This window comes from Cupriavidus sp. 94F1, assembly GCF_057798875.1.
On record NZ_JBYOJT010000002.1, the window covers coordinates 375,535 to 395,248 of the forward strand.

Below are 19,714 nucleotides of genomic sequence, written 5' to 3' on the forward strand. Positions count from 1 at the left end.
CGCCGATTGCGGGCAATGTGGGACTTCTCGCAATCGGCGTGTGGTGTTTCGGGCTAGAATCTGACATCTTCCGACACCTTTAGAGACAGAGGCCAGCCATGAAGCAGATTACCGCCATCATCAAACCGTTCAAGCTTGACGAAGTGCGCGAAGCACTGGCCGACGTGGGCGTGACCGGTCTGACGGTGACCGAGGTAAAGGGGTTTGGCCGCCAGAAAGGTCATACCGAGCTGTACCGCGGCGCCGAGTATGTGGTCGACTTCCTGCCGAAGATCAAGATCGAAGTGGTGGTGGCTGAGAACCAGCTGGACACCGTGCTCGATGCCATCGTCAAGGCCGCCCACACGGGCAAGATTGGCGACGGCAAGATCTTCGTGACCGAAATCGAACGCGTGATCCGCATTCGTACCGGCGAACAGGACGAAGCGGCGGTCTGAGCGACACCACGTTTGAAGAGAAACCGGCTTATGGGCCGGTTTTTTTATGCCTGTGCGCGGCTAACTCGGCAGCTTCCATCCGAACTGGACCGACAGCAGCCGCATTCCCATCGTCACCAGCGCTCCGGACAGCAGCGCCACCTCCTGGTCGGCGCGCAGCCACGTCAGCCCCACGTAGACCCAGCAGCCCACGAACGAACAGCTGGCATAGGGCGAGCGGTCGCGCAGGATCATCGGCACTTCGTTGCACAGCACGTCGCGCAGCACGCCGCCAAACACGGCGGAGATGATGCCCATCATCACGGCCACGGTCGGGGTCATCTGCGCCACCAGCGCCAGCGACGTGCCCGTGACCGAGAACAGCCCCAGGCCGATGGCATCGGCCACCAGCATCGCGCGGTCGGACGCCACGGTGCTGACCACCCGGAACACCATCGCCGCGCCAATCGACATCGCAAAGATCAGCAGCACGTAGTATTCGTGCTCGACCCAGTAGAACGGCCGCCGGTCCAGCAGCACGTCGCGCACGGTGCCGCCGCCAAAGGCGGTGGCGAAGGCCACGATGAACGTGCCCACAGCGTCCAGCCTTTGCTTGCGGGCATCGACCACGCCCGACACGGCGAACGCCAGTACCCCGGTGATCTCCATGACATGGAGGATCAGGGGCAGCCGCCCCATCAGCAGATCGAACGGCAGGTGAAGGTGCATAGGGGGCGTCAGGCTTTGGGCTGGCGCAGCAGGACCATCAGGGCGCCCGCGCCGCCTTGCGACTCGCGGGCCTGGACGAAAGCGATCACTTCTTCCTTCTGCACCAGCCAGCTGCGGACCTTGCCCTTGAGCACGGGCAGCTTGTCCGGCGAGCCGATGCCCTTGCCGTGGATCACCCGTACGCAACGCACGCCGTTGCGTACCGAGCGGCGCAGGAAACTGGCCAGCGCCTCGCGGGCTTCGTCGCTGCGCAGGCCGTGCAGGTCCACCTTGTCCTGCGGCACCCACTCGCCACGGCGCAGCTTTTTGATCACATCCTCGCCGATGCCGGGCCGGCGGAACGACATGGTTTCGTCGATATCGAGCAGGTTCTCGACGTCGAACTCGTCCGACAGCGACGCTGCCAGCACCGCCTTGTCATTGAGCTGGGTCTGTACCGGAATGGGGGCAGGCGCCTTGGCGGCATGCTGCACGCGATTGCGGTCGCGCAGGGAGCTGACCGAGCCGATACTGGACCGGAAGACATTGGCCTCTTCCTCGGCCCGCCGCGCAGCGGCCTCGGCAGCCTTGCGTTCGGCCTCGCGGCGCTCGGCATCGGCCTTGAGGCCGTCACGCACCACGGCCAGGTCGTGCAGGCCGAATCGCTTGGGTGGGGTTTTGGCGCCTTGCGACATAGCAGAATCTCTGGAATCTCGGCACCGATTATAAGGAAATCGGGGACGGCCGCTGCAAGGCGGGCGTCCCCGTAGGCGTCGCGCCGGGGCCGACCAGCGGCCGACCGGCGGGAAGTTACTTCAGTGCTTCCACATAACGCTGGGCGTCCAGCGCGGCCATGCAGCCCGTGCCGGCGCTGGTGATGGCCTGGCGATAGACGTGATCCTGCACGTCACCGGCGGCGAACACGCCCGGGATGCTGGTGGCCATGGCATCGCCCGACAGGCCGCTCTTGGTCACGATGTAGCCGTTTTTCATTTCCAGCTGGCCCACGAACAGGTCGGTGTTCGGCTTGTGGCCGATGGCCACGAACACGCCCGAAAGCTTGAGATCCTCGGTCTTCGTGGTGTCCTTGGTGCTGCGGATACGCAGGCCGGTCACGCCGGACTGGTCGCCCAGCACTTCGTCGAGCGTATGGTCGTAGCGCAGTTCCACGCGGCCTTCCTTGACGCGCTGGAGCAGGCGGTCCACCAGGATCGGCTCGGCGCGGAACTTGTCGCGGCGGTGGATCACGGTAACCTTGCTGGCGATATGCGACAGGTACAGCGCCTCTTCCACGGCCGTATTGCCGCCGCCGATCACGGCCACTTCCTGGTTCTTGTAGAAGAAACCGTCGCAGGTGGCGCAGGCGGACACGCCGCGGCCCATGAAGCTTTCTTCCGACGGCAGGCCCAGGTACTGTGCCGAGGCGCCGGTGGCGATGATCAGTGCGTCGCAGGTGTACTCGCCGGCGTCGCCGATCAGCCGGATCGGCTTCTCGGTCAGGTTGGCCGTATGAATGTGATCGAAAATGATTTCGGTGTTGAAACGCTCGGCATGCGCCAGGAATCGCTGCATCAAGTCCGGGCCCTGGACGCCGTTAGCGTCAGCGGGCCAGTTTTCCACGTCGGTCGTGGTCATCAGCTGGCCGCCCTGGGCCAGGCCGGTGATCAGCACCGGGTTCAGGTTGGCGCGGGCCGCGTAGACGGCGGCGGTGTAGCCGGCCGGGCCGGACCCGAGAATCAGCACTTTTGCGTGTTTTGCGGACATGATGCGTTCCTGTAGACAGCAAGTGAGCCGGTGCGGCATTCGCCCCGGTGTCACTCGAAACCGCCATTATATGTGGCGCGGCGTTTGCCGACTGTTGCAAATTCCAATGAAGGCGATAGGGGCGGGCGAGGTTAAAATGGCCGCCATCGTCCACTTCGCACGATCGAACAGACCCTGACGCATGGCTCGCGCTACCACGACTACCCGGACCGACCCGTCGGCACTTCCATCGCGCATCGGCAAGCTGCTTGGCGAGGTGCGCTGGTTCCTGCTGCTTGCCGTGACGCTCGGCTTCCTGTGCGTGCTGGCCAGCTACAGCAAGGCGGACCCCGGCTGGTCGCATGCCAGCCAGGTGTCCGATATCCGCAACCTTGGCGGCCGCGTGGGCGCCTGGGTGGCCGATATCCTCTTCTTCATCTTCGGCTTTTCGGCCTACTGGTGGAGCGTGCTGCTGATGCGCCGCTGCTGGCGCGGCTGGCGCGTGCTGACCGCCGAACTGCCCGAGCGCATGCCAGAACCCCAGCACAGCACCGCCGTCAGCTGGATCGGGTTTGCGCTGACGCTGGTGTCCAGCATGGGCCTGGAAGCCATCCGCATGTACCCGCTGCGCTCGGCCCTGCCGCGCGCCCCCGGTGGCGTACTGGGCGACCTGCTCGGCGGCTGGCTGCAGCTGGCGCTGGGTTTCTCGGGCGCCACGCTGCTGCTGCTGCTGATGTTTGCCATCGGCCTGTCGTTGTTCTTCCATTTCTCGTGGCTGTCGGTGGCCGAGCACGTGGGCGGCTTTGTCGAGACGCTGTTCATGGGCTTCAAGGCCCGCCGCGAGAAGAAGCAGGACCGCATCATCGGCGCGGCCGCCAAGGTGGAACGTACCGAAACTGTTGAAGTGCAGCGCGTGAAGCACGAAGAAGCTGCGCCGGTGCAGATCGTGCGCCAGCAGGCCGTGCCCAAGCACGAGCGCGTGGAGCGCGAGAAACAGCAGCCGCTGTTTGCCGATATCCAGGATACGGACCTGCCGCCGCTGTCGCTGCTGGACGCCGTGCCGACCCAGCAGGAAACGGTGAGCGCCGAGACGCTGGAATACACGTCGCGCCTGATCGAGAAGAAGCTCAAGGACTTTGGCGTCGAGGTCAAGGTCGTGGCCGCCTATCCGGGCCCCGTGATCACGCGCTACGAGATCGAGCCGGCTACGGGCGTGAAGGGCAGCCAGGTGGTGAATCTGGCGCGCGACCTGGCGCGCAGCCTGTCGCTGGTGTCGATCCGCGTGGTCGAGACGATCCCGGGCAAGAACTACATGGGCCTGGAACTGCCGAATCCGAAGCGCCAGACCGTGCGCCTGGCGGAAATCCTGGGCTCGCAGGTCTACAACGAGAGCGTGTCGAGTCTGACCATGGCGCTGGGCAAGGACATTGCCGGCAAGCCGATGGTGGCCGACCTGGCCAAGATGCCGCACTGCATGGTGGCCGGTACCACGGGCTCGGGCAAGTCGGTGGGCATCAACGCGATGATCCTGTCGCTGCTTTACAAGGCCCGCGCCGACCAGGTGCGCCTGATCCTGATCGACCCGAAGATGCTCGAAATGAGCGTCTACGAGGGCATTCCGCACCTGTTGTGCCCGGTGGTGACCGACATGCGCCAGGCCGGCAACGCGCTGAACTGGGCGGTGGGCGAGATGGAGCGCCGCTACAAGCTCATGAGCAAGCTGGGGGTGCGCAACCTGGCCGGCTACAACAAGAAGATCGACGAGGCCGCGGCAAAGGAAGAGAAGATTCCGAACCCGTTCAGCCTGACGCCGGACGCCCCGGAGCCGCTGGACAAGCTGCCGACGATCGTCATTGTGATCGACGAACTGGCCGACCTGATGATGGTGGTGGGCAAGAAGGTCGAGGAGCTGATCGCCCGCATCGCGCAAAAGGCCCGTGCCGCCGGCCTGCACCTGGTGCTGGCGACGCAGCGGCCGTCGGTGGACGTGATTACCGGCCTGATCAAGGCCAATGTGCCGACGCGTATCGCGTTCCAGGTCAGCAGCAAGATCGATTCCCGCACGATCCTGGACCAGCAGGGCGCCGAGGCGCTGCTGGGCATGGGCGACATGCTCTATTTGGCGCCCGGCACTGGCATGCCCGTGCGGGTGCACGGCGCGTTCGTGTCCGACGATGAAGTCCACCGCGTGGTCGAGAAGCTCAAGGAGGGCGGCGAGGCCAACTATATCGAAGGCATCCTCGAAGGCGGGCTGGTCGATGGCGATGGCGCGGGCGACAGCCTGGGCGGTGGCGCCGGCATCGGCGGCGCAGGCGGTGGCGAGGCCGATCCGCTCTATGACCAGGCCGTGGAAGTGGTGATCAAGAACCGCCGGGCGTCGATTTCGCTGGTGCAGCGGCATCTGCGCATCGGCTACAACCGCGCCGCACGGCTGCTGGAAGATATGGAAAAGGCCGGTCTGGTCTCGGCCATGTCGGGCAACGGCAACCGCGACATCCTGGTGCCGGCCGGCAGCAGCGCCACGGCCGACGACTGACGCCGCAGCATTCCGCACAGACTGAAGTGACGGGTAATATACCGTTACGCCCGTCACAGCCTGTCGCGGAATTGCCAATCCGGGGCGTGCTCTAATCGGACATCAGCCAAATCGTAAGGGAACGATCCATGCGACATCGCATTCTCGCGCCGCTGTGCGCGTCGTTGGCGTTGCTGGCCGCCGTGCCGGTCGCGCACGCTGCCGCCACCGACCAGCTGCAGACCTTTGTGACCAGTGTGAAGAGCGCCCGGGGCGAATTCACGCAGAAGCAGATCAAGGGGCAGGGGGGCGATGCCAAGGTGGCCGGCACGTCGAGCGGCACCTTCGCTTTCTCGCGCCCGGGCAAGTTCACCTGGCGCTATACCAAGCCCTATGACCAGCTGCTGCAGGCCGACGGCCAGACGCTCTATATCTACGACAAGGACCTGAACCAGGTCACCGAGCGCAAGCTGGACAACGCGCTGGGCTCCAGCCCGGCGGCCATCCTGTTCGGCAGCAACGACCTGTCGAAGAACTTCGACGTGAAGAACGGCGCCACGCGCGATGGCGTGGAATGGCTGGAATTGACGCCGAAGTCGAAGGACACGCAGTTCGAGCGTATCGGCATTGGCTTCAAGAGCGGCAACCTCGAGGCGATGGAGCTGCGCGACGCGTTCGGCAATACCACGTTGCTGACGTTCACGGCCATCCAGAAGAATCCGTCGCTGCCGGCGGATACCTTCCGCTTCACGGTACCCAAGGGTGCCGACGTGATGAAGCAGTAAGGCGCGCACCCGAGAAGCGAGACAGCGCGAAACAGAGCCAGAAAGACGCCAGAGGACAGCCATGAAAGACGCCCCCGCCTTCCCCCGACTGCCGAGCCTGCGCCCGGTATCCCGCCTGGCCGCCCCGGGTGGCGCGCTGGCCGCCGCGCTGGTCCTGTCCGCCTGCGCGCACAGCCAGGCCAGCAAGTTCGACGTCGATGCGTTCCTGCGCGGCTCGGACACTGCGCTGCCCGAAGTGCTGGGCAATGCCGACTTCCTGAAGGCCACGCGCATCGGGCAGGGCGAATGTGCCACGCTGCTGCAGTCTCCGCACAACGGCGTGCTGGAAGACCTGCCCGCCAGCAACACGGCGCGCGGCCCGGCATGGGTGCTGCACCCAGCGGGCTCCCCCGACAAGGTCTGGCTGATCGTTGGGCAAGCCAATGGCGAGCGCAGCTGCCACGGGCCGCTGCCCGCGGATGCGATGAAGACCCTGACCGAACGGGCCAAGGGCTGACGGGCGACGCGCACCGCTGACGCGCCAGGTCAGCCCGTGAGGCTGGCCCCTACGCCGACAATGACTCGCGGGCGTAACGCTGGCGCGGCTTGGGCAGCGCCTGCAATTGTTCGCGCCGGATGCGGATCGCCTCTTCGTTGCCGCGCTTGATGGCGGCGCGCAGCTTCAGCACGGCTTTCTTGTACTGCTTCTTCTTGCGCATGCGGGTGGTGATGGCCATGGCAGTGGTGTCCTCCTGATCCGGTCAGGCCGGTGCGGTCGCCCCGGCTGCCAGCCATGGTACGGCGCCCCCATCCCGGCGCGCCCCATTTCAAAAGAATTCAGATCGGACCACGAGCGCGCTCATTGCTGCACCGCGCAATGACGCCACCGCGAGCCCGTCACAGCAGGAAGCGCCGGTTGTCGTTTTCGTCGTAACGAGGTTCCACCTTGCGGAACTTGAGCTTGGTGCTGCTTTTTAGCTTGCGGCCGGCCAGCTTGCGTTGCAACTGGCGGTGGACGGCGCGGATATGACCGACCGAATCCTGGGCGTACGGCTTGCCATCGGTGGCGCCGGCCAGACCACCGCCAGCGGCGAGCGCCTCGTTGTGAGCGGCGGCTGAGCGCGCGATCAGCACATCCAGGTACTGGCGGGCGCGCACGGCGGCGTGCAGCATGCCGTCGGCGGGGTTCTGCTTGGCGCGCACGGCGTCCTGCGGCAGCTTGACATTGGCGGCGATGCGGCGCAGCGAGGCGCGCACTTCGGCGCCGTCCATGTCGGCTTCCTGGACAATCCAGACCGCGTCGTGGCGAATCCAGCCTTCCACGTCGATCATGCGGCGCAGCAGCGCCCCCTGCAGCAGGCGGCCGCCGTAGCGCCGGGACCGGCGGATGGCGGCAAGGCCGATGCGGCGCACGTGCGCGTTTTCATGCTCGAACAGGTCGGTGATGACCTGATCGGCCTCTTCCTGCGATTCGATCAGTTCGGCAAACTGGCCAGCCAGCGAGATTTCTTCCACGCCGTTGAGCTTGTTCTTGTTCGCCAGCCGGTTCAGCTTGAACATCAGCATGCGGTATCGCAGCATACAAATCCCCGAATTTCGCAAACAGTGAGTGGTTCTGAAGTGAGCCGCCGGTCGTTGTGCCGGCGTCGACCTTCCCGCGTGCATGAAACGCGGGCCATTGGACGTTATCGGCAGATCCGGAGCCGACTTTAGGGGCTGACGCAATCCGATCGCGCCGGCCCCGATCGTCTACACTGTGGCGTTCCGTGCCGCCTGTGGCGGCGCTATCACACGACAAAGGCTCCCGTACCGTGGCGGATTCGCTGTTTTCCGACCCTCCTGAACGTTCCCGACAGCCGCTGGCCGAGCGCCTGCGCCCGCGCAATATCGACGAAGTCATCGGCCAGCAGCACCTGCTGGGCGAAGGCCGTCCGCTGCGCGTGGCTTTTGCCTCGGGCGAACCGCATTCGATGATCCTGTGGGGTCCGCCCGGCGTGGGCAAGACCACGCTGGCGCGGCTGATGGCCAATGCGTTCGACGCGGAATTCATCGCGCTGTCGGCCGTGCTGTCGGGCGTCAAGGACATCCGCGAGGCGGTGGAGCGTGCCGAACAGTACCGCGCCCATGGCCGCCGCACGCTGGTGTTCGTGGACGAAGTGCATCGCTTCAACAAGAGCCAGCAGGACGCGTTCCTGCCGCATGTGGAAAGCGGGCTGTTCGTGTTTATCGGCGCGACCACCGAGAACCCGTCGTTCGAGGTCAACGGTGCCTTGCTGTCGCGGGCCGCGGTCTACGTGCTCAAGACCCTGGACGAGGCCGAGCTGAAGCAGCTGGTGCAGCGCGCCAGCGAGGAACTGGGCGGTGTGCAGTGGGATGACGAGGCGATGGGCCTGATCGTCGGGTCGGCCGACGGCGACGGGCGCAAGCTGCTCAACAACGTGGAAATCGTGGTGCGCGCCGCGCGCAATGCCGGCGTGCAGACGATCGACACGGCCCTGCTGGGCAGCGCGCTGTCCGAGAACCTGCGGCGCTTCGACAAGGGTGGCGACGCGTTCTACGACCAGATCAGCGCGCTGCACAAGTCGGTGCGTGGCTCCGACCCCGATGGCGCGCTGTACTGGTTCTGCCGCATGCTCGATGGCGGCGCCGATCCGCGCTACCTGGCGCGCCGCATCGTGCGGATGGCGTGGGAAGACATCGGCCTGGCCGATCCGCGCGCCGCCCGCATCACGCTGGACGCGTCGGAAACCTACGAACGGCTGGGCTCACCCGAAGGCGAGCTGGCGCTGGCCCAGGCGTTGATCTATCTGGCGGTGGCGCCCAAGTCGAATGCCGGCTACAACGCCTACAACGCGGCGCGCGCCTTTGTGTCGAAGGACAAGTCGCGCCCGGTGCCGGTGCATCTGCGCAACGCGCCGACCAAGCTGATGAAGGAATTGGGCTACGGCCACGCCTACCGCTACGCGCACGACGAACCGGAGGCCTATGCGGCCGGCGAGCACTACCTGCCGGACGACCTGCGCCGCCAGGACTGGTACCAGCCCACGCCGCGCGGGCTGGAGGGCAAAATTGGCGACAAGCTGCGCCATCTGCGCGATCTGGACGCCGCCTGGCACCGGGATAATCGGGACAGCCGGGGCAAGCCGGAAGACGGCAACAAGGGCTGATGCGGGCCGTTCACGGGCAGGATCCGCCGCCGAACGCCCGAAAAGCACAGGAAATCCGGGCAGATTCGGTGCTGTGCGGCCATGCCGGTGCAGTAAAATGTCGCGTTCGCCGGCATGTCGCCGGCACTGCACACCGATTGCAACATGCTCGACATCCAGCTTTTCCGTAAAGACATCGACGCCGTGGCCCAGCGCCTGGCCACGCGCGGCTTTCAACTCGACGTGGCCACGTTCCAGGCCCTGGAGGCCGAACGCAAGCAGCTGCAGACCCAGACCGAGGACCTGCAGGCCCGCCGCAACACGCTGTCCAAGCAGATCGGCATGCTCAAGGGCAAGGGCGAGGACGCCTCGGCCCCGATGGCCGAAGTGGCCGGCATCGGTGACACGCTGAAGGCGTCGGCCGAGCGCCTGGCGCAGATCCAGAGCCAGCTCAACGACGCGATGATGTCGATCCCGAACCTGCCGCACGAGAGCGTGCCGGTGGGCAAGGACGAAACCCAGAACGTGGAAGTGCGCCGCGTCGGCACGCCGCGCACGTTCGATTTCGAGGTGAAGGACCACGTCGACGTCGGCGCCCGGCTGGGTCTTGACTTCGAAACGGCGTCGAAGGTGACCGGCTCGCGCTTCTCGTTCCTGCGCGGCGGCGTGGCGCGCATGCATCGCGCGCTGGTGCAGCTGATGGTGGATACCCACACGCTGGAGCACGGCTACACCGAGATGTACGTGCCGTACATCGTCAATGCCGCGTCGATGCGTGGCACGGGGCAGCTGCCGAAGTTCGAGGACGACCTGTTCAAGGTGCCGCGCAAGGTGGGTGGCGAGGACGGCCAGGACACGATCGAGAACTTCTACCTGATCCCGACTGCCGAGGTGCCGCTGACCAACATCGTGCGCGATGCGATCGTCGCGGCCGAAAAGCTGCCGCTGCGCTTCGTGGCCCATACGCCGTGCTTCCGCTCGGAAGCCGGTTCGTACGGCAAGGACACGCGCGGCATGATCCGCCAGCACCAGTTCGACAAGGTCGAGATGGTGCAGGTGGTGCCGGCCGACCAGTCGATGGACGCGCTGGAGCAGATGACCGGCCACGCCGAGGCGATCCTGAAGAAGCTGGAACTGCCGTTCCGCACCGTGGTGCTGTGTACCGGCGACATGGGCTTCGGCAGCACCAAGACCTATGACATCGAGGTGTGGATCCCGGCGCAGAACACCTACCGCGAGATCAGCTCGTGCTCCAGCATGGGCGATTTCCAGGCCCGCCGCATGCAGGCCCGTGCGCGCGCCGGCCAGGGCAAGCCGGAACTGGTGCATACGCTGAACGGCTCCGGCCTGGCCGTGGGCCGCACGCTGGTGGCCATTCTGGAGAACTACCAGAACGCCGATGGTTCGCTCACCGTGCCCAAGGCGCTGCAGCCGTACATGGGCGGGATCGAGCGCCTGGAGCCGGAAGCGTAAAAAAATTTGTGCATAGGGGCTTGCGCAGCAGATGGCAATGTCCCTATAATCTTGGTTTCGCTGCTAACGCAACGACCAAGTTACCGGAGAGGTGGCAGAGTGGTCGAATGTACCTGACTCGAAATCAGGCGTACCGGCAACGGTACCGTGGGTTCGAATCCCACCCTCTCCGCCAAACAAGAAGCTGCTGACTGATTCGACCACCGGCAGACAAAAACAGCGTAGTAAAACTCAAGCCGACGTACTGTGAAAACAGACGTCGGTTTTGTTTTTGTGCGTTCGAATCCGCCGTGTTACCTTGCGTGCAAACAACAACAGAGGTAACGACATGCACGCGGTTCGGGGACGTTTCGTGATGGTCATCGCCATGCTGGCTGCGCTTGCCGGCGGCGAGGCGCTTGCCACGACCAAATGCCAGAAGGGCGCCAGCACGCTCTATACCGAGTCGGCCGCCTGCCCGGCCGGCTATGCCAACGTCACCAGCTCGATGGGTGGCAATTTCTCCACGATTGGCAAGGATGACTCGGTGCTTCAGCAGGAGCAGTCGATTCTCGACAGCGGCGCCCAGGCACGGGCTGCCAACAAGGCCAGGGCCGCGCAGTCCGATCAGGCCGCCGCCCAGCAGCAGCCCGCCTCGAAAGCGTTGATGTGCGGTGCGATTGCCGACCAGATGCGTGCGCTGGAGACCGACATGCAGCAGCGCCACACGCGGCAGTCGATCGAGCAGGCCAGTGACCAGTACCGGCGGCTGCGCGAACAGCAGTTGCGCGGCCAGTGCTGAGCCTGGCACGGCAAGGGGCAGGCTGCCCGGTCAGGGCAGGCCCCGCGGCAGTTCTGGGGCCTGACCCTGCTTTGCACCGATCCGCGACACCAGCAACTGGTCGATCTTGTGATGGTCGATGTCGAGCACTTCGAAGCGGAAGCCTGCCACGCTGATCGACTCCGATTTCTTCGGGATGCGCTTCAGCGAATAGATGACCAGCCCGGCCGCGGTGTCGACGTAGTCCTCGCCGGGCAGCGTATCGAGTTCCAGCGCCTTCTTCAGGTCCACCAGCGGCGTCAGGCCGTCCACCAGCCACGACGTGGCGTCGCGCCGGACGATCTGTTCGTCCTCGGCCGAGTAGAGGATGTCGCCCATCACCGCGCCGACGATATCGTCCAGCGTGACGATACCCACCACCAGCCCGTATTCGTTCATCACCACGGCAAAGCTCTCGTGCATCTCGCGAAAGCGCGTCAGCGACTCGGATAGCGTCAGCGTGTCCGGGATCACCAGCACGTTCTTGTCGTAGTGCTTGCCGATGTCGTCCAGCACCGACGCGTTTTCGTTAGCCAGCAGCAATTGCAGGATGTCCTTGGAATCCATGCAGCCTAGCACGTCGTCGATGGTCTTGCCGCAGACCGGGTACTGCGCGTGCGGCTGCTTGACCAGCTTGCGCCGCACGCTGTCGGCCGATTCGTCGAGCGTCAGGAACACCACGTCGTCGCGCGGGGTCATGATCGCGGTGATCGGTTTGGAGTCCAGTTCGAACACGTTTTCGATCAGGTGCAGCTCGTGCTTGTGCAGCACGCCGGCCTCGGCGCCGGCATCGACCATGGCCGCGATGTCCTCGGTCGTGATCTGGTCCACGGGCTTGGTCGGAATGCCCAGCAGCTTCAGCATCGCGTCGGCGGCCGCGTTGAACACCCACACCACGGGCTTGAACAGCCTCAGCATCGTCAGCATCGGACCGATCACATGGACCGCGCAGGTCTCGGGGAAGGTCATGGCCACACGCTTGGGAATCAGGTCGGCAAACTGGATGAACAGCAGCGTCACCACCAGGAATGATCCGATATTGGCCACGCGCTGGGCGATGTCGGGGCTGAGCCAGGGCAGCAGGGCGTCGAAGAGCAGGTCGGAGACGTGTTTCTCGCCCAGGATACCGGCCAGGATCGCCACGCTGTTCACGCCGATCTGCACGACGGTGAAGAAGTTGCCGGGCTCTTCCTTGAGCAGCAATACCTTGGTGGCGCGGCGATCGCCGCGATCGGAGAGGACTTGGAGCTTGGTACGCCGGGCTGCGGTCAGGGCGATCTCGGAGATCGAGAAGAACGCGCTCACCAGCACCAGCAGGACTAGGGTCAGGACGAACATAGGAAGGTCACGCGCCCGTCGGGGCGGATTAATGATGGTGTACGCCGTGGTGCGCTGTCAATTGTCTGCGCAATGCCTGTCCGGCGTTTGCTCGATGTCATGGCGCCTGCCGGACCGTCGCGTCGAACTGCGCGGCCGGGGCTTCCAGCCTGTGATCCAGCGTGGCATCCAGGGCCTGGGCCGCCGCGGCGAACTGGGCATGCATATCGTCCACCAGGCTTGAGGCGCCACGATGGCTGGCGCGCAGCATCTGGATCTCGAAACCCAGCTCGGGCTGGACATCGTGCAGCGCCACGTGGGCCGGATTGGCACTGAGCGCCGTGTACTGGTCCAGCAACGTCAGGCCCAGGCCGGCGTCCACCAGGGCCAGCGCCAGCGAATAGGTTTGCACCTCCAGCGTCGAATGGGGCTCCAGCGCATGGCGGGCCAGTGTCTGGCGCACCAGCAGGCCAAGCGAACTGTCGTCGTCATAGCCGATGAACGGACGCTCCAGCACCTTGCGGATCGGCACCACGCCGCGTTTGCCGCCGGCCGGCAGCGGCTGGGCGCGCGGCGCGGCCAGCAGCATACGGCCGGTGGCCACGGGCACGCTCGATATTGCCTCGTGCCGGGGCGGCGAGAACGCGAAACCCACGTCGATCTGGTTGGCCAGCAGCGCCGCCACGATTTCATTGGTGTGGTGGGTCAGCACCTGCACCTGGGTGTCGGGGTGCCGCGCGCAGAAGCGGCGCACGGCGGGCACCAGCAGCGGGTTGGCCAGGCTGGGCGTGGCGGCCACGCGCAGGCGCCCCGCGCCCTTGTGGCGCAGGCTTTCGGACACGCGCCGCACCCGTTCGATCTCGCCATATAGCCTTTCGACATCCCCATACAGGGCCTGGGCTTCGGGGGTAGGCTGCAGCCGGCCGCGCTGCCGGTCGAACAGCCGGAAGCCCAGGGAGGCCTCGGCATGCTGCAGGACGCGCGTCACCACGGGTTGCGAGACATGGAGCAGGCGCGCAGCCTCGCTGACGGTGCCGGTCAGCATGACGGCGCGAAAAACCTCGATCTGACGCAAACGCATCGTTGTAGTGCCCGAAAATGACCGGTTTGGTGCGAAAAATGGTGCTTTGCACTACGGGTAGACCCGGGTGGCGCTACCTATAGCCTGGAGACATATTCTGGCACGTATTGGCATTGGGCAAGCCGTGCGCAGTGTTCTACGCTCTGCCCCATCGTTTGAAAGGGAAGGCAAGGGCGAAGTCAGATGCGCGTAGCGATCGTGGGTGCCGGGGTGGTGGGCATGACTACCGCGTGGCGGTTGGCCAATGATGGCCATGAGGTGACCGTGGTCGAACGCCACGACGGTCCCGGCGAGGAAACCAGCTTTGCCAACGGTGGCCAGCTCAGCTACAGCTATGTGGCGCCGCTGGCCGGGCCGGGCGTGCTGTCGAAGGTGCCGGGGTGGCTGCTCGACCGCGATTCGCCGATGCGCTTCCGGCCGTCGATGGACCCGGACCAATGGCGCTGGCTGATGGCCTTCGTGCAGGCGTGCAATGCCACGACCAGCGAGGCCACCACGCGCAAGCTGTTGCGGCTGGCCTTTTATTCGCGCGACCTGATGCAGGCGTTCGTGAACCGGCCCGAGGCGCGCGAGGAGGGGGGCGGATTCGATTTTGCGCGGCGCGGCAAGCTGGTGGTGCATCGCGACGCGGCAGCGTACGCGTCGGCATGCCGTTTGCTGGACTACCAGGCCAGCCTGGGCTGCGAGCAGCAGGCGCTGGACCGTGATGCCACCGTGGCGCTGGAGCCGGCGCTGGCGGGCATCCGTCAGGACATCGCCGGGGCCATCTATACGCCAAGCGAGGAAGTGGGCGATTGCCACCTGTTCTGCGTGTCGCTGGCCCATCTGTTGCAAGGCAACCCGGCCGTGACGCTGAAGTTTGGCACGCGGGTGACCGAACTGGTGCGCAGCGGCGACCGGGTGACAGGGCTGCGCACCGATCATGGCGATATCGTCGCCGATGTGGTGATCGTGTCCGGCGGTATCGGCAGCGTGCCGCTGCTGAGGCCGACCGGCATCCGGCCGATGTTGTGGCCGCTCAAGGGCTACAGCATCACGGTGCCGATTGCCGATGGCGCGCGGGCTCCCCACATCAGCGTGACGGACTTCGCCAACAAGATCGTCTACGCGCGCATCGGCAATACGCTGCGCGTGGCAGGCATGGCCGATATCGTGCGCGGCGGCGCGGTCATCGACCGCGAGCGGGCCCAGACGCTGGTCACGCAGACGCGCTCGGTGTTCGGCAATGTGATGAACGGCGCCGACCTCGATGGGCTGCAGCCCTGGGCCGGTTTGCGCCCGGCCACGCCGACCGGCCTGCCGATGATCGGCGAATCGCGCCTGCGCGGCCTGTGGCTGAACCTTGGCCATGGCGCGCTCGGCTTTACGCTGGCCATGGGCAGCGCGGGCCTGCTGGCCGACCGGCTGGCAGGCCGCACGCCGGCCATCGACGCGGAAGATTTCAGTGCAGCGGCGGCCTGAGGCCCTGGGGCCAGGCGGACGCAACACGGGTTGTGCTGGAAGTTGAGCAGTACGTTGGGTAGTGAGATTGCCTCGATCTGAAGTCTATTAAACCAAGCCCCTTGAAGGAGCGAACCATGAAGTCACTGTCTGTCCGTTCGACCCCCATCCACCGCCTGCTGGCTGCCGCCGTGCTGGCCGGTGCCGCCGCCGGCGCCCACGCCGCCGATGGCGACACGCTCAAGAAGATCAAGGACAGCGGTGTGATTTCGCTGGGATATCGTGAATCGTCCATTCCGTTCTCGTATTCGGATGGCAACCAGGTGATGGGCTATTCGCACGACTACCTGCTGGCCATCGTCGACAAGGTGAAATCGACGCTGAACATGCCGAACCTGCAGGTCAAGATGACCCCGATCACGTCGCAGAACCGCATCCCGCTGGTGCAGAACGGCACGATCGACATCGAGTGCGGCAGCACCACCAACAACACCGAGCGCCAGAAGCAGGTGGCCTTCTCGAACAGCCTGTTCATCTACGGCATCCGCATGCTGACGAAGAAGGACTCCGGCGTGACGGATTTCCCGCAGCTCAAGGGCAAGAACGTGGTGACCACGGCTGGCACCACCGGCGAGCGCCTGCTGGTGAAGATGAACGGCGAAGGCATGAACATGAACCTGACCAGCGCCAAGGACCATGGCCAGGCCTTCCTGATCCTGGAATCGGGCCGCGCCGTGGCGTTCGTGATGGACGAACCGCTGCTGTACGGCGAACGCACCAAGGCCAAGAACGCCGCCGACTGGGTCGTGGCCGGTACACCGCTGCAGACCGAGAACTATGCCTGCATGTTCCGCAAGGACGATCCGTCGTTCAAGAAGCTCGTGGACGGCGTGGTGAGCGATATCCAGAAGAGCGGCCGTGCCGAAAAGCTTTACACCAAGTGGTTCCTGCAGCCGATCCCGCCGCGCAACATCAATATGAACTACGCGCTGTCGCCGGAAATGAAGCAGCTGTTTGCGGAGCCGAACGACAAGGCATTCCAGTAAGTCGCCAGCCAGCCGGTGGCCCGCCTCCCGCCTTTCGCAGGGGGGCGGGCTGCCCGCTGTGCAGAATTGGTTATATAGCCATATCGAATCGTTATTTCTCCATCGATAGTATTTGCGGTACCTTGGAGCCCGTTATAGGCTCATAGAGCCGTCGGATTTCCCTCAAAAGGGGCGCCGGCACGCAAACCGCATCCCACTGGAGAACATATGCGAACGATTCGATCGGGTTGGTTCAAGTCCCTGCTGGCTACCGCCCTGGTAGCTGGCGCCACTGGCCTGGCCGCGACGGCCGCGCAAGCTGCCGACCTGCTGGACACGGTCAAACAGGCGGGCGTGCTCAAGGTCGGCCTGGAAGGAACCTACCCGCCGTTCGGATATCGCGGCGCCAACAATGAACTGGACGGCTTCGATGTCGAAGTCGCGCGCGCCGTGGCCGGCAAGCTCGGCGTCAAGCCCGAATTCGTGACGACCGAATGGAGCGCGATCATCGCTGGCCTGCAAGCCGGCAAGTTCGACATCATCGTCAACCAGGTCTCGGTCACGCCCCAGCGCAAGCAGGTGCTGGACTTCTCGACGCCGTACGTCTATTCGGCCGCCCAACTGATCCAGCGCAAGGACGACAAGCGCGAGTTTGCATCGCTGGACGCGCTCAAGGGCCACAAGCTGGGCGTGAGCCTGGGCAGCAACTACAACGACCTGGCCAAGTCCGTGCCGGGCATCGACGTCAAGACCTACCCGGGCGCCCCCGAATACCTGCGCGATCTGGCCGCCCAGCGCGTGGACGCTGCGCTCAATGACCGCCTGATGGTCAACTACCTGATCAAGCAGGCCAACCTGCCGCTGCGCCCCGGTGCCGTGCTGCCGGGCGCCAACAGCGAAGTGGCCATCCCGTTCCGCAAGGACAACCCGAAGTTCGCCGCAGCCATCGACAAGGCGCTGGACGACCTCCGCAAGGATGGCACGCTGGCCAAGCTCTCGAACAAGTGGTTCGGCTCGGACGTGACCAGGCCGCTCAAGTAAAGAGCCGCCGCAACAGCCGGAAGTCATAGACCCACTTGCGGAGCTTCCGGCTCCGGATGCGCTGCCAGTCAACGTGATACGGGTTGATGAGGATGTTGCATTCCTCTGGCGCGATCACCGACGGCACGACCAGGATTGCCGACCGCGCCTCGGCAATCCATTGTTCGCCAAAGTCGTGGCTGGTCTTGCCTGGCGGCACGGCGTCCCAGCCGACCGGGATGGTGTCGGCCGGGAAGTGGTGTGCCTGATGCCAGATGTCGTCGGGTATTTCGATTTGTACGAGATACCGATTTGCTGGAATCTGTCCTTCTCCCGCACGCGACAGCGTTTCCAGGCAGGCCAGCGCCACAGAGCTGGTGCAATAGAGCACCGCTGATCCCGTTCTATTCCAGCGCCCGCCGTCCATGGAGGCACCCGCGCCGCTGATGTCGTCCGCGGTGTAGGACGGAGTTTCCGAGGCAATTCTCCATGCCGTGATCATGGGCAGACTCCGAAAAAATCAGCAACGATTTCCTGTTTGACAAGCGCCTGGCCTTCCAGCGAGCTGAAGTAACTTGACGCCCGCCGACATCCCAGAGTGAATGGCCGCCAGTCAAGAAATCTCGCCATCTCGCGGCGAGCCACCAATGACAGGGCGTCAGGTGTCCCGTCGAAGTAGAGCTCATTGACCTTGGCAATAATCCCGAGGAAGTGGATCACCAGCTCGCTCTGCGTTGAATCGAGATAGCCGTCGCTATAGGCCTTGTGGAGGATCTCCCCCCGATCGAACCCCAGCGCCCGGATGAGCTTCTTCTTCGATACCCCCATGTCCCGCGCCAGCGCCACGACTTCGCTTGCCTTGATACGCGGCACCGGGACGTCGTCCTGCATGGCGCCTGCCCCCGGCGCGTAGCCGCCGTTTCCCGACAGGTCGTCGACCTGCAGGTACGTTTCCTTCATCTTCATGACCACCTCCGTCTGCATCATTCCCGTAAGACGAAAACTGCCAACCTGTCGCCCGGCGCCGCGTTTCACGTATGATCGCGGCATTCCGGCCCCAGATTGACCGATCCCAGCCCAGCCATGTCCGCCCTCCAGCTCGTCATTGATTCGCTTCCCGTATTGCTGCAGGGCACGCTGCTCACGCTGAAGTTCGCCGTGTTGTCGATGGCTTTCGGCCTGGTAATCGGCATTCTGGTGGCGCTGATGGGGATTGGAAATCAGCGGATTCTCAAAGTGATGGCGCGCGTGTACGTCAGCATCATGCGCGGCACGCCGCTGCTGGTGCAGATCTTCGTCGTCTATTACGGATTGCCGGGCATCGGCATTGCGCTGGAGCCCACGCCCGCCGGCGTGCTGACGCTGAGCCTCAACGTAGGCGCCTATCTGTCGGAAAGCATGCGCGGGGCCATCCTGGGCGTGCCGCGCGGCCAGTGGCTGGCCGCCTACAGCCTGGGCATGACCCCGGTGCAGACGCTGCGCCACGTGGTGGGGCCGCAGGCCTTGCGGCTGGCCGTGCCGAGCCTGTCGAACAGCCTTATCAGCCTGATCAAGGATACGTCGCTGGTGTCGGTGATCACCGTGACGGAACTGCTGCGCACGTCGCAGGAGATCATTGCGGCCACCTACCAGCCGCTGCCGCTGTATCTGGCGGCCGCCGCGATCTACTGGATCCTCAGTACGGCCCTATCGGCATTCCAGCACGTGCTGGAACGGCGCCTGTCGCTGCCGACGCGTCACTGATCCTGCATCGCCGGCGATTTCGCCGAGGGGGCCGGCGGCGGCTTGGGTGCCTCGACATTGAGCTGGCGCCCCGTTTCCAGCAGCGTCTTCAGCCCGGCCAGGATCAGCGGCCAGCCGTTGCGCCCGCCCTGCAGGATCTGCTCGTCCACCGGTTCCTGATGCCGTTCGCTGACCGTCAGCCGCACGGCTTCGTCGCCAAGCGCGTCGATCTGCCAGGTGACGACCACCTCGGGCAACTGACGGAACGCTTCGAGCCATTCCACGCGCCACGTGACTGACAGCCGGTAGGGCGGCTCGGCGGCCAGTACAACACCCTGCGAATCGACCTTGCCGTCGTCCATGCGCAGCACGAACGGGCTGCCCACCTGCCAGTCGGATTCGACGCGGCGCCCGAAAAAGTACTTCACGCTTAGCACGGGGTCCGTCAGGGCCTGCCATACCTGTTCCGCCGTCGCGGCGATATAGGTGACGACAACGGTTTGCGGCGTAGACATATGGGGTCTCCTCTTCGACGGGCGGGGCGG

General features: G+C 65.0%; 21 protein-coding genes and 1 tRNA gene. 12 read left to right on the forward strand and 10 right to left on the reverse strand.

The genetic code is table 11. The features are described 5' to 3' along the window. Nucleotides 1-98: 98 nt before the first annotated feature. Nucleotides 99-437, forward strand: a complete 339-nt coding sequence (glnK, locus tag AC3FJ6_RS05760; RefSeq protein WP_006162803.1) for a P-II family nitrogen regulator — start codon at nt 99-101, stop codon at nt 435-437. Nucleotides 438-497: 60 nt separating this feature from the next. Here the strand turns inward: glnK and AC3FJ6_RS05765 are convergent, their stop codons facing one another. The 3 genes from AC3FJ6_RS05765 to trxB all read right to left on the reverse strand — a co-directional run bounded on the left by AC3FJ6_RS05765 (nt 498) and on the right by trxB (nt 2,888). Next, nucleotides 498-1,145, reverse strand: coding sequence for a trimeric intracellular cation channel family protein (locus AC3FJ6_RS05765; protein WP_153946764.1), 648 nt, complete (start codon nt 1,143-1,145; stop codon nt 498-500). Nucleotides 1,146-1,153: 8 nt separating this feature from the next. After that, nucleotides 1,154-1,819 carry a Smr/MutS family protein gene (locus AC3FJ6_RS05770; RefSeq protein WP_400393241.1) on the reverse strand — a complete coding sequence of 222 codons (666 nt, stop codon included), beginning with the start codon at nt 1,817-1,819 and terminating at the stop codon, nt 1,154-1,156. A 115-nt stretch (nt 1,820-1,934) separates the two neighbouring features. Then, nucleotides 1,935-2,888 (reverse strand): thioredoxin-disulfide reductase, encoded by a 954-nt coding sequence (gene trxB, locus AC3FJ6_RS05775; protein ID WP_488771078.1) that lies wholly within the window; start codon nt 2,886-2,888, stop codon nt 1,935-1,937. A gap of 181 nt (nt 2,889-3,069) precedes the next feature. Here trxB and AC3FJ6_RS05780 point away from each other — a divergent pair, with 181 nt between their 5' ends. From AC3FJ6_RS05780 to AC3FJ6_RS05790, 3 genes are all read left to right on the forward strand, one after another. After that, the gene (locus AC3FJ6_RS05780; RefSeq protein WP_488771079.1) at nt 3,070-5,403 is read left to right on the forward strand and encodes a DNA translocase FtsK; all 2,334 of its coding nucleotides are present in this window, start codon (nt 3,070-3,072) and stop codon (nt 5,401-5,403) included. Between the two features lie 128 nt (nt 5,404-5,531). Further along, nucleotides 5,532-6,167 carry an outer membrane lipoprotein chaperone LolA gene (lolA, locus tag AC3FJ6_RS05785; RefSeq protein WP_488771080.1) on the forward strand — a complete coding sequence of 212 codons (636 nt, stop codon included), beginning with the start codon at nt 5,532-5,534 and terminating at the stop codon, nt 6,165-6,167. A gap of 61 nt (nt 6,168-6,228) precedes the next feature. Further along, on the forward strand, nt 6,229-6,663 hold the full coding sequence (locus AC3FJ6_RS05790; RefSeq protein ID WP_488771081.1) for a hypothetical protein: 435 nt from the start codon (nt 6,229-6,231) through the stop codon (nt 6,661-6,663). Nucleotides 6,664-6,712: 49 nt separating this feature from the next. Here the strand turns inward: AC3FJ6_RS05790 and AC3FJ6_RS05795 are convergent, their stop codons facing one another. Together AC3FJ6_RS05795 and AC3FJ6_RS05800 are read right to left on the reverse strand one after the other, a co-directional pair. Next, the gene (locus tag AC3FJ6_RS05795; protein ID WP_194946480.1) at nt 6,713-6,883 is read right to left on the reverse strand and encodes a hypothetical protein; all 171 of its coding nucleotides are present in this window, start codon (nt 6,881-6,883) and stop codon (nt 6,713-6,715) included. Between the two features lie 160 nt (nt 6,884-7,043). Next, nucleotides 7,044-7,727, reverse strand: a complete 684-nt coding sequence (locus tag AC3FJ6_RS05800; protein WP_488771082.1) for a hypothetical protein — start codon at nt 7,725-7,727, stop codon at nt 7,044-7,046. 230 nt (nt 7,728-7,957) lie between these two features. On the opposite strand from AC3FJ6_RS05800, the gene AC3FJ6_RS05805 reads away from it, so the two are divergent. The 4 genes from AC3FJ6_RS05805 to AC3FJ6_RS05820 all read left to right on the forward strand — a co-directional run bounded on the left by AC3FJ6_RS05805 (nt 7,958) and on the right by AC3FJ6_RS05820 (nt 11,546). Then, a complete protein-coding gene (locus AC3FJ6_RS05805; RefSeq protein ID WP_488771083.1) occupies nt 7,958-9,313 on the forward strand; it encodes a replication-associated recombination protein A in 1,356 nt (451 codons plus the stop codon). A gap of 144 nt (nt 9,314-9,457) precedes the next feature. Continuing rightward, nucleotides 9,458-10,765 carry a serine--tRNA ligase gene (gene serS / locus AC3FJ6_RS05810; RefSeq protein ID WP_153946823.1) on the forward strand — a complete coding sequence of 436 codons (1,308 nt, stop codon included), beginning with the start codon at nt 9,458-9,460 and terminating at the stop codon, nt 10,763-10,765. An 85-nt stretch (nt 10,766-10,850) separates the two neighbouring features. Next, nucleotides 10,851-10,940: transfer RNA gene (locus AC3FJ6_RS05815), tRNA-Ser, on the forward strand. Nucleotides 10,941-11,093: 153 nt separating this feature from the next. Continuing rightward, complete coding sequence (locus AC3FJ6_RS05820; RefSeq protein ID WP_488771084.1) at nt 11,094-11,546, forward strand: hypothetical protein; 453 nt, start codon at nt 11,094-11,096, stop codon at nt 11,544-11,546. Between the two features lie 30 nt (nt 11,547-11,576). Here the strand turns inward: AC3FJ6_RS05820 and paeA are convergent, their stop codons facing one another. Further along, nucleotides 11,577-12,902: a polyamine export protein PaeA gene (gene paeA, locus AC3FJ6_RS05825; protein WP_488771085.1), complete on the reverse strand. Its 1,326-nt coding sequence runs from the start codon at nt 12,900-12,902 to the stop codon at nt 11,577-11,579. A 97-nt stretch (nt 12,903-12,999) separates the two neighbouring features. Next, nucleotides 13,000-13,962, reverse strand: coding sequence for a LysR substrate-binding domain-containing protein (locus AC3FJ6_RS05830; protein ID WP_488771086.1), 963 nt, complete (start codon nt 13,960-13,962; stop codon nt 13,000-13,002). A 183-nt stretch (nt 13,963-14,145) separates the two neighbouring features. On the opposite strand from AC3FJ6_RS05830, the gene AC3FJ6_RS05835 reads away from it, so the two are divergent. From AC3FJ6_RS05835 to AC3FJ6_RS05845, 3 genes are all read left to right on the forward strand, one after another. Continuing rightward, a complete protein-coding gene (locus AC3FJ6_RS05835; protein WP_488771087.1) occupies nt 14,146-15,423 on the forward strand; it encodes a D-amino acid dehydrogenase in 1,278 nt (425 codons plus the stop codon). Between the two features lie 116 nt (nt 15,424-15,539). Then, nucleotides 15,540-16,448, forward strand: a complete 909-nt coding sequence (locus AC3FJ6_RS05840; RefSeq protein WP_153946775.1) for a glutamate/aspartate ABC transporter substrate-binding protein — start codon at nt 15,540-15,542, stop codon at nt 16,446-16,448. A gap of 207 nt (nt 16,449-16,655) precedes the next feature. After that, on the forward strand, nt 16,656-17,468 hold the full coding sequence (locus tag AC3FJ6_RS05845; RefSeq protein ID WP_488771088.1) for a transporter substrate-binding domain-containing protein: 813 nt from the start codon (nt 16,656-16,658) through the stop codon (nt 17,466-17,468). Here the strand turns inward: AC3FJ6_RS05845 and AC3FJ6_RS05850 are convergent. After that, nucleotides 17,461-17,949: an RES family NAD+ phosphorylase gene (locus AC3FJ6_RS05850; protein ID WP_488771089.1), complete on the reverse strand. Its 489-nt coding sequence runs from the start codon at nt 17,947-17,949 to the stop codon at nt 17,461-17,463. The genes AC3FJ6_RS05845 and AC3FJ6_RS05850 overlap by 8 nt on opposite strands. Next, on the reverse strand, nt 17,946-18,413 hold the full coding sequence (locus AC3FJ6_RS05855) for a hypothetical protein (protein ID WP_488771090.1): 468 nt from the start codon (nt 18,411-18,413) through the stop codon (nt 17,946-17,948). Before AC3FJ6_RS05855 ends, AC3FJ6_RS05850 begins: the two co-directional genes overlap by 4 nt. 117 nt (nt 18,414-18,530) lie before the next feature. On the opposite strand from AC3FJ6_RS05855, the gene AC3FJ6_RS05860 reads away from it, so the two are divergent. Continuing rightward, nucleotides 18,531-19,190, forward strand: coding sequence for an amino acid ABC transporter permease (locus AC3FJ6_RS05860; protein WP_092594902.1), 660 nt, complete (start codon nt 18,531-18,533; stop codon nt 19,188-19,190). Here the strand turns inward: AC3FJ6_RS05860 and AC3FJ6_RS05865 are convergent. Then, nucleotides 19,184-19,684, reverse strand: a complete 501-nt coding sequence (locus AC3FJ6_RS05865) for an SRPBCC family protein (protein ID WP_488771091.1) — start codon at nt 19,682-19,684, stop codon at nt 19,184-19,186. The genes AC3FJ6_RS05860 and AC3FJ6_RS05865 overlap by 7 nt on opposite strands. Between the last annotated feature and the right edge of the window lie 30 nt (nt 19,685-19,714).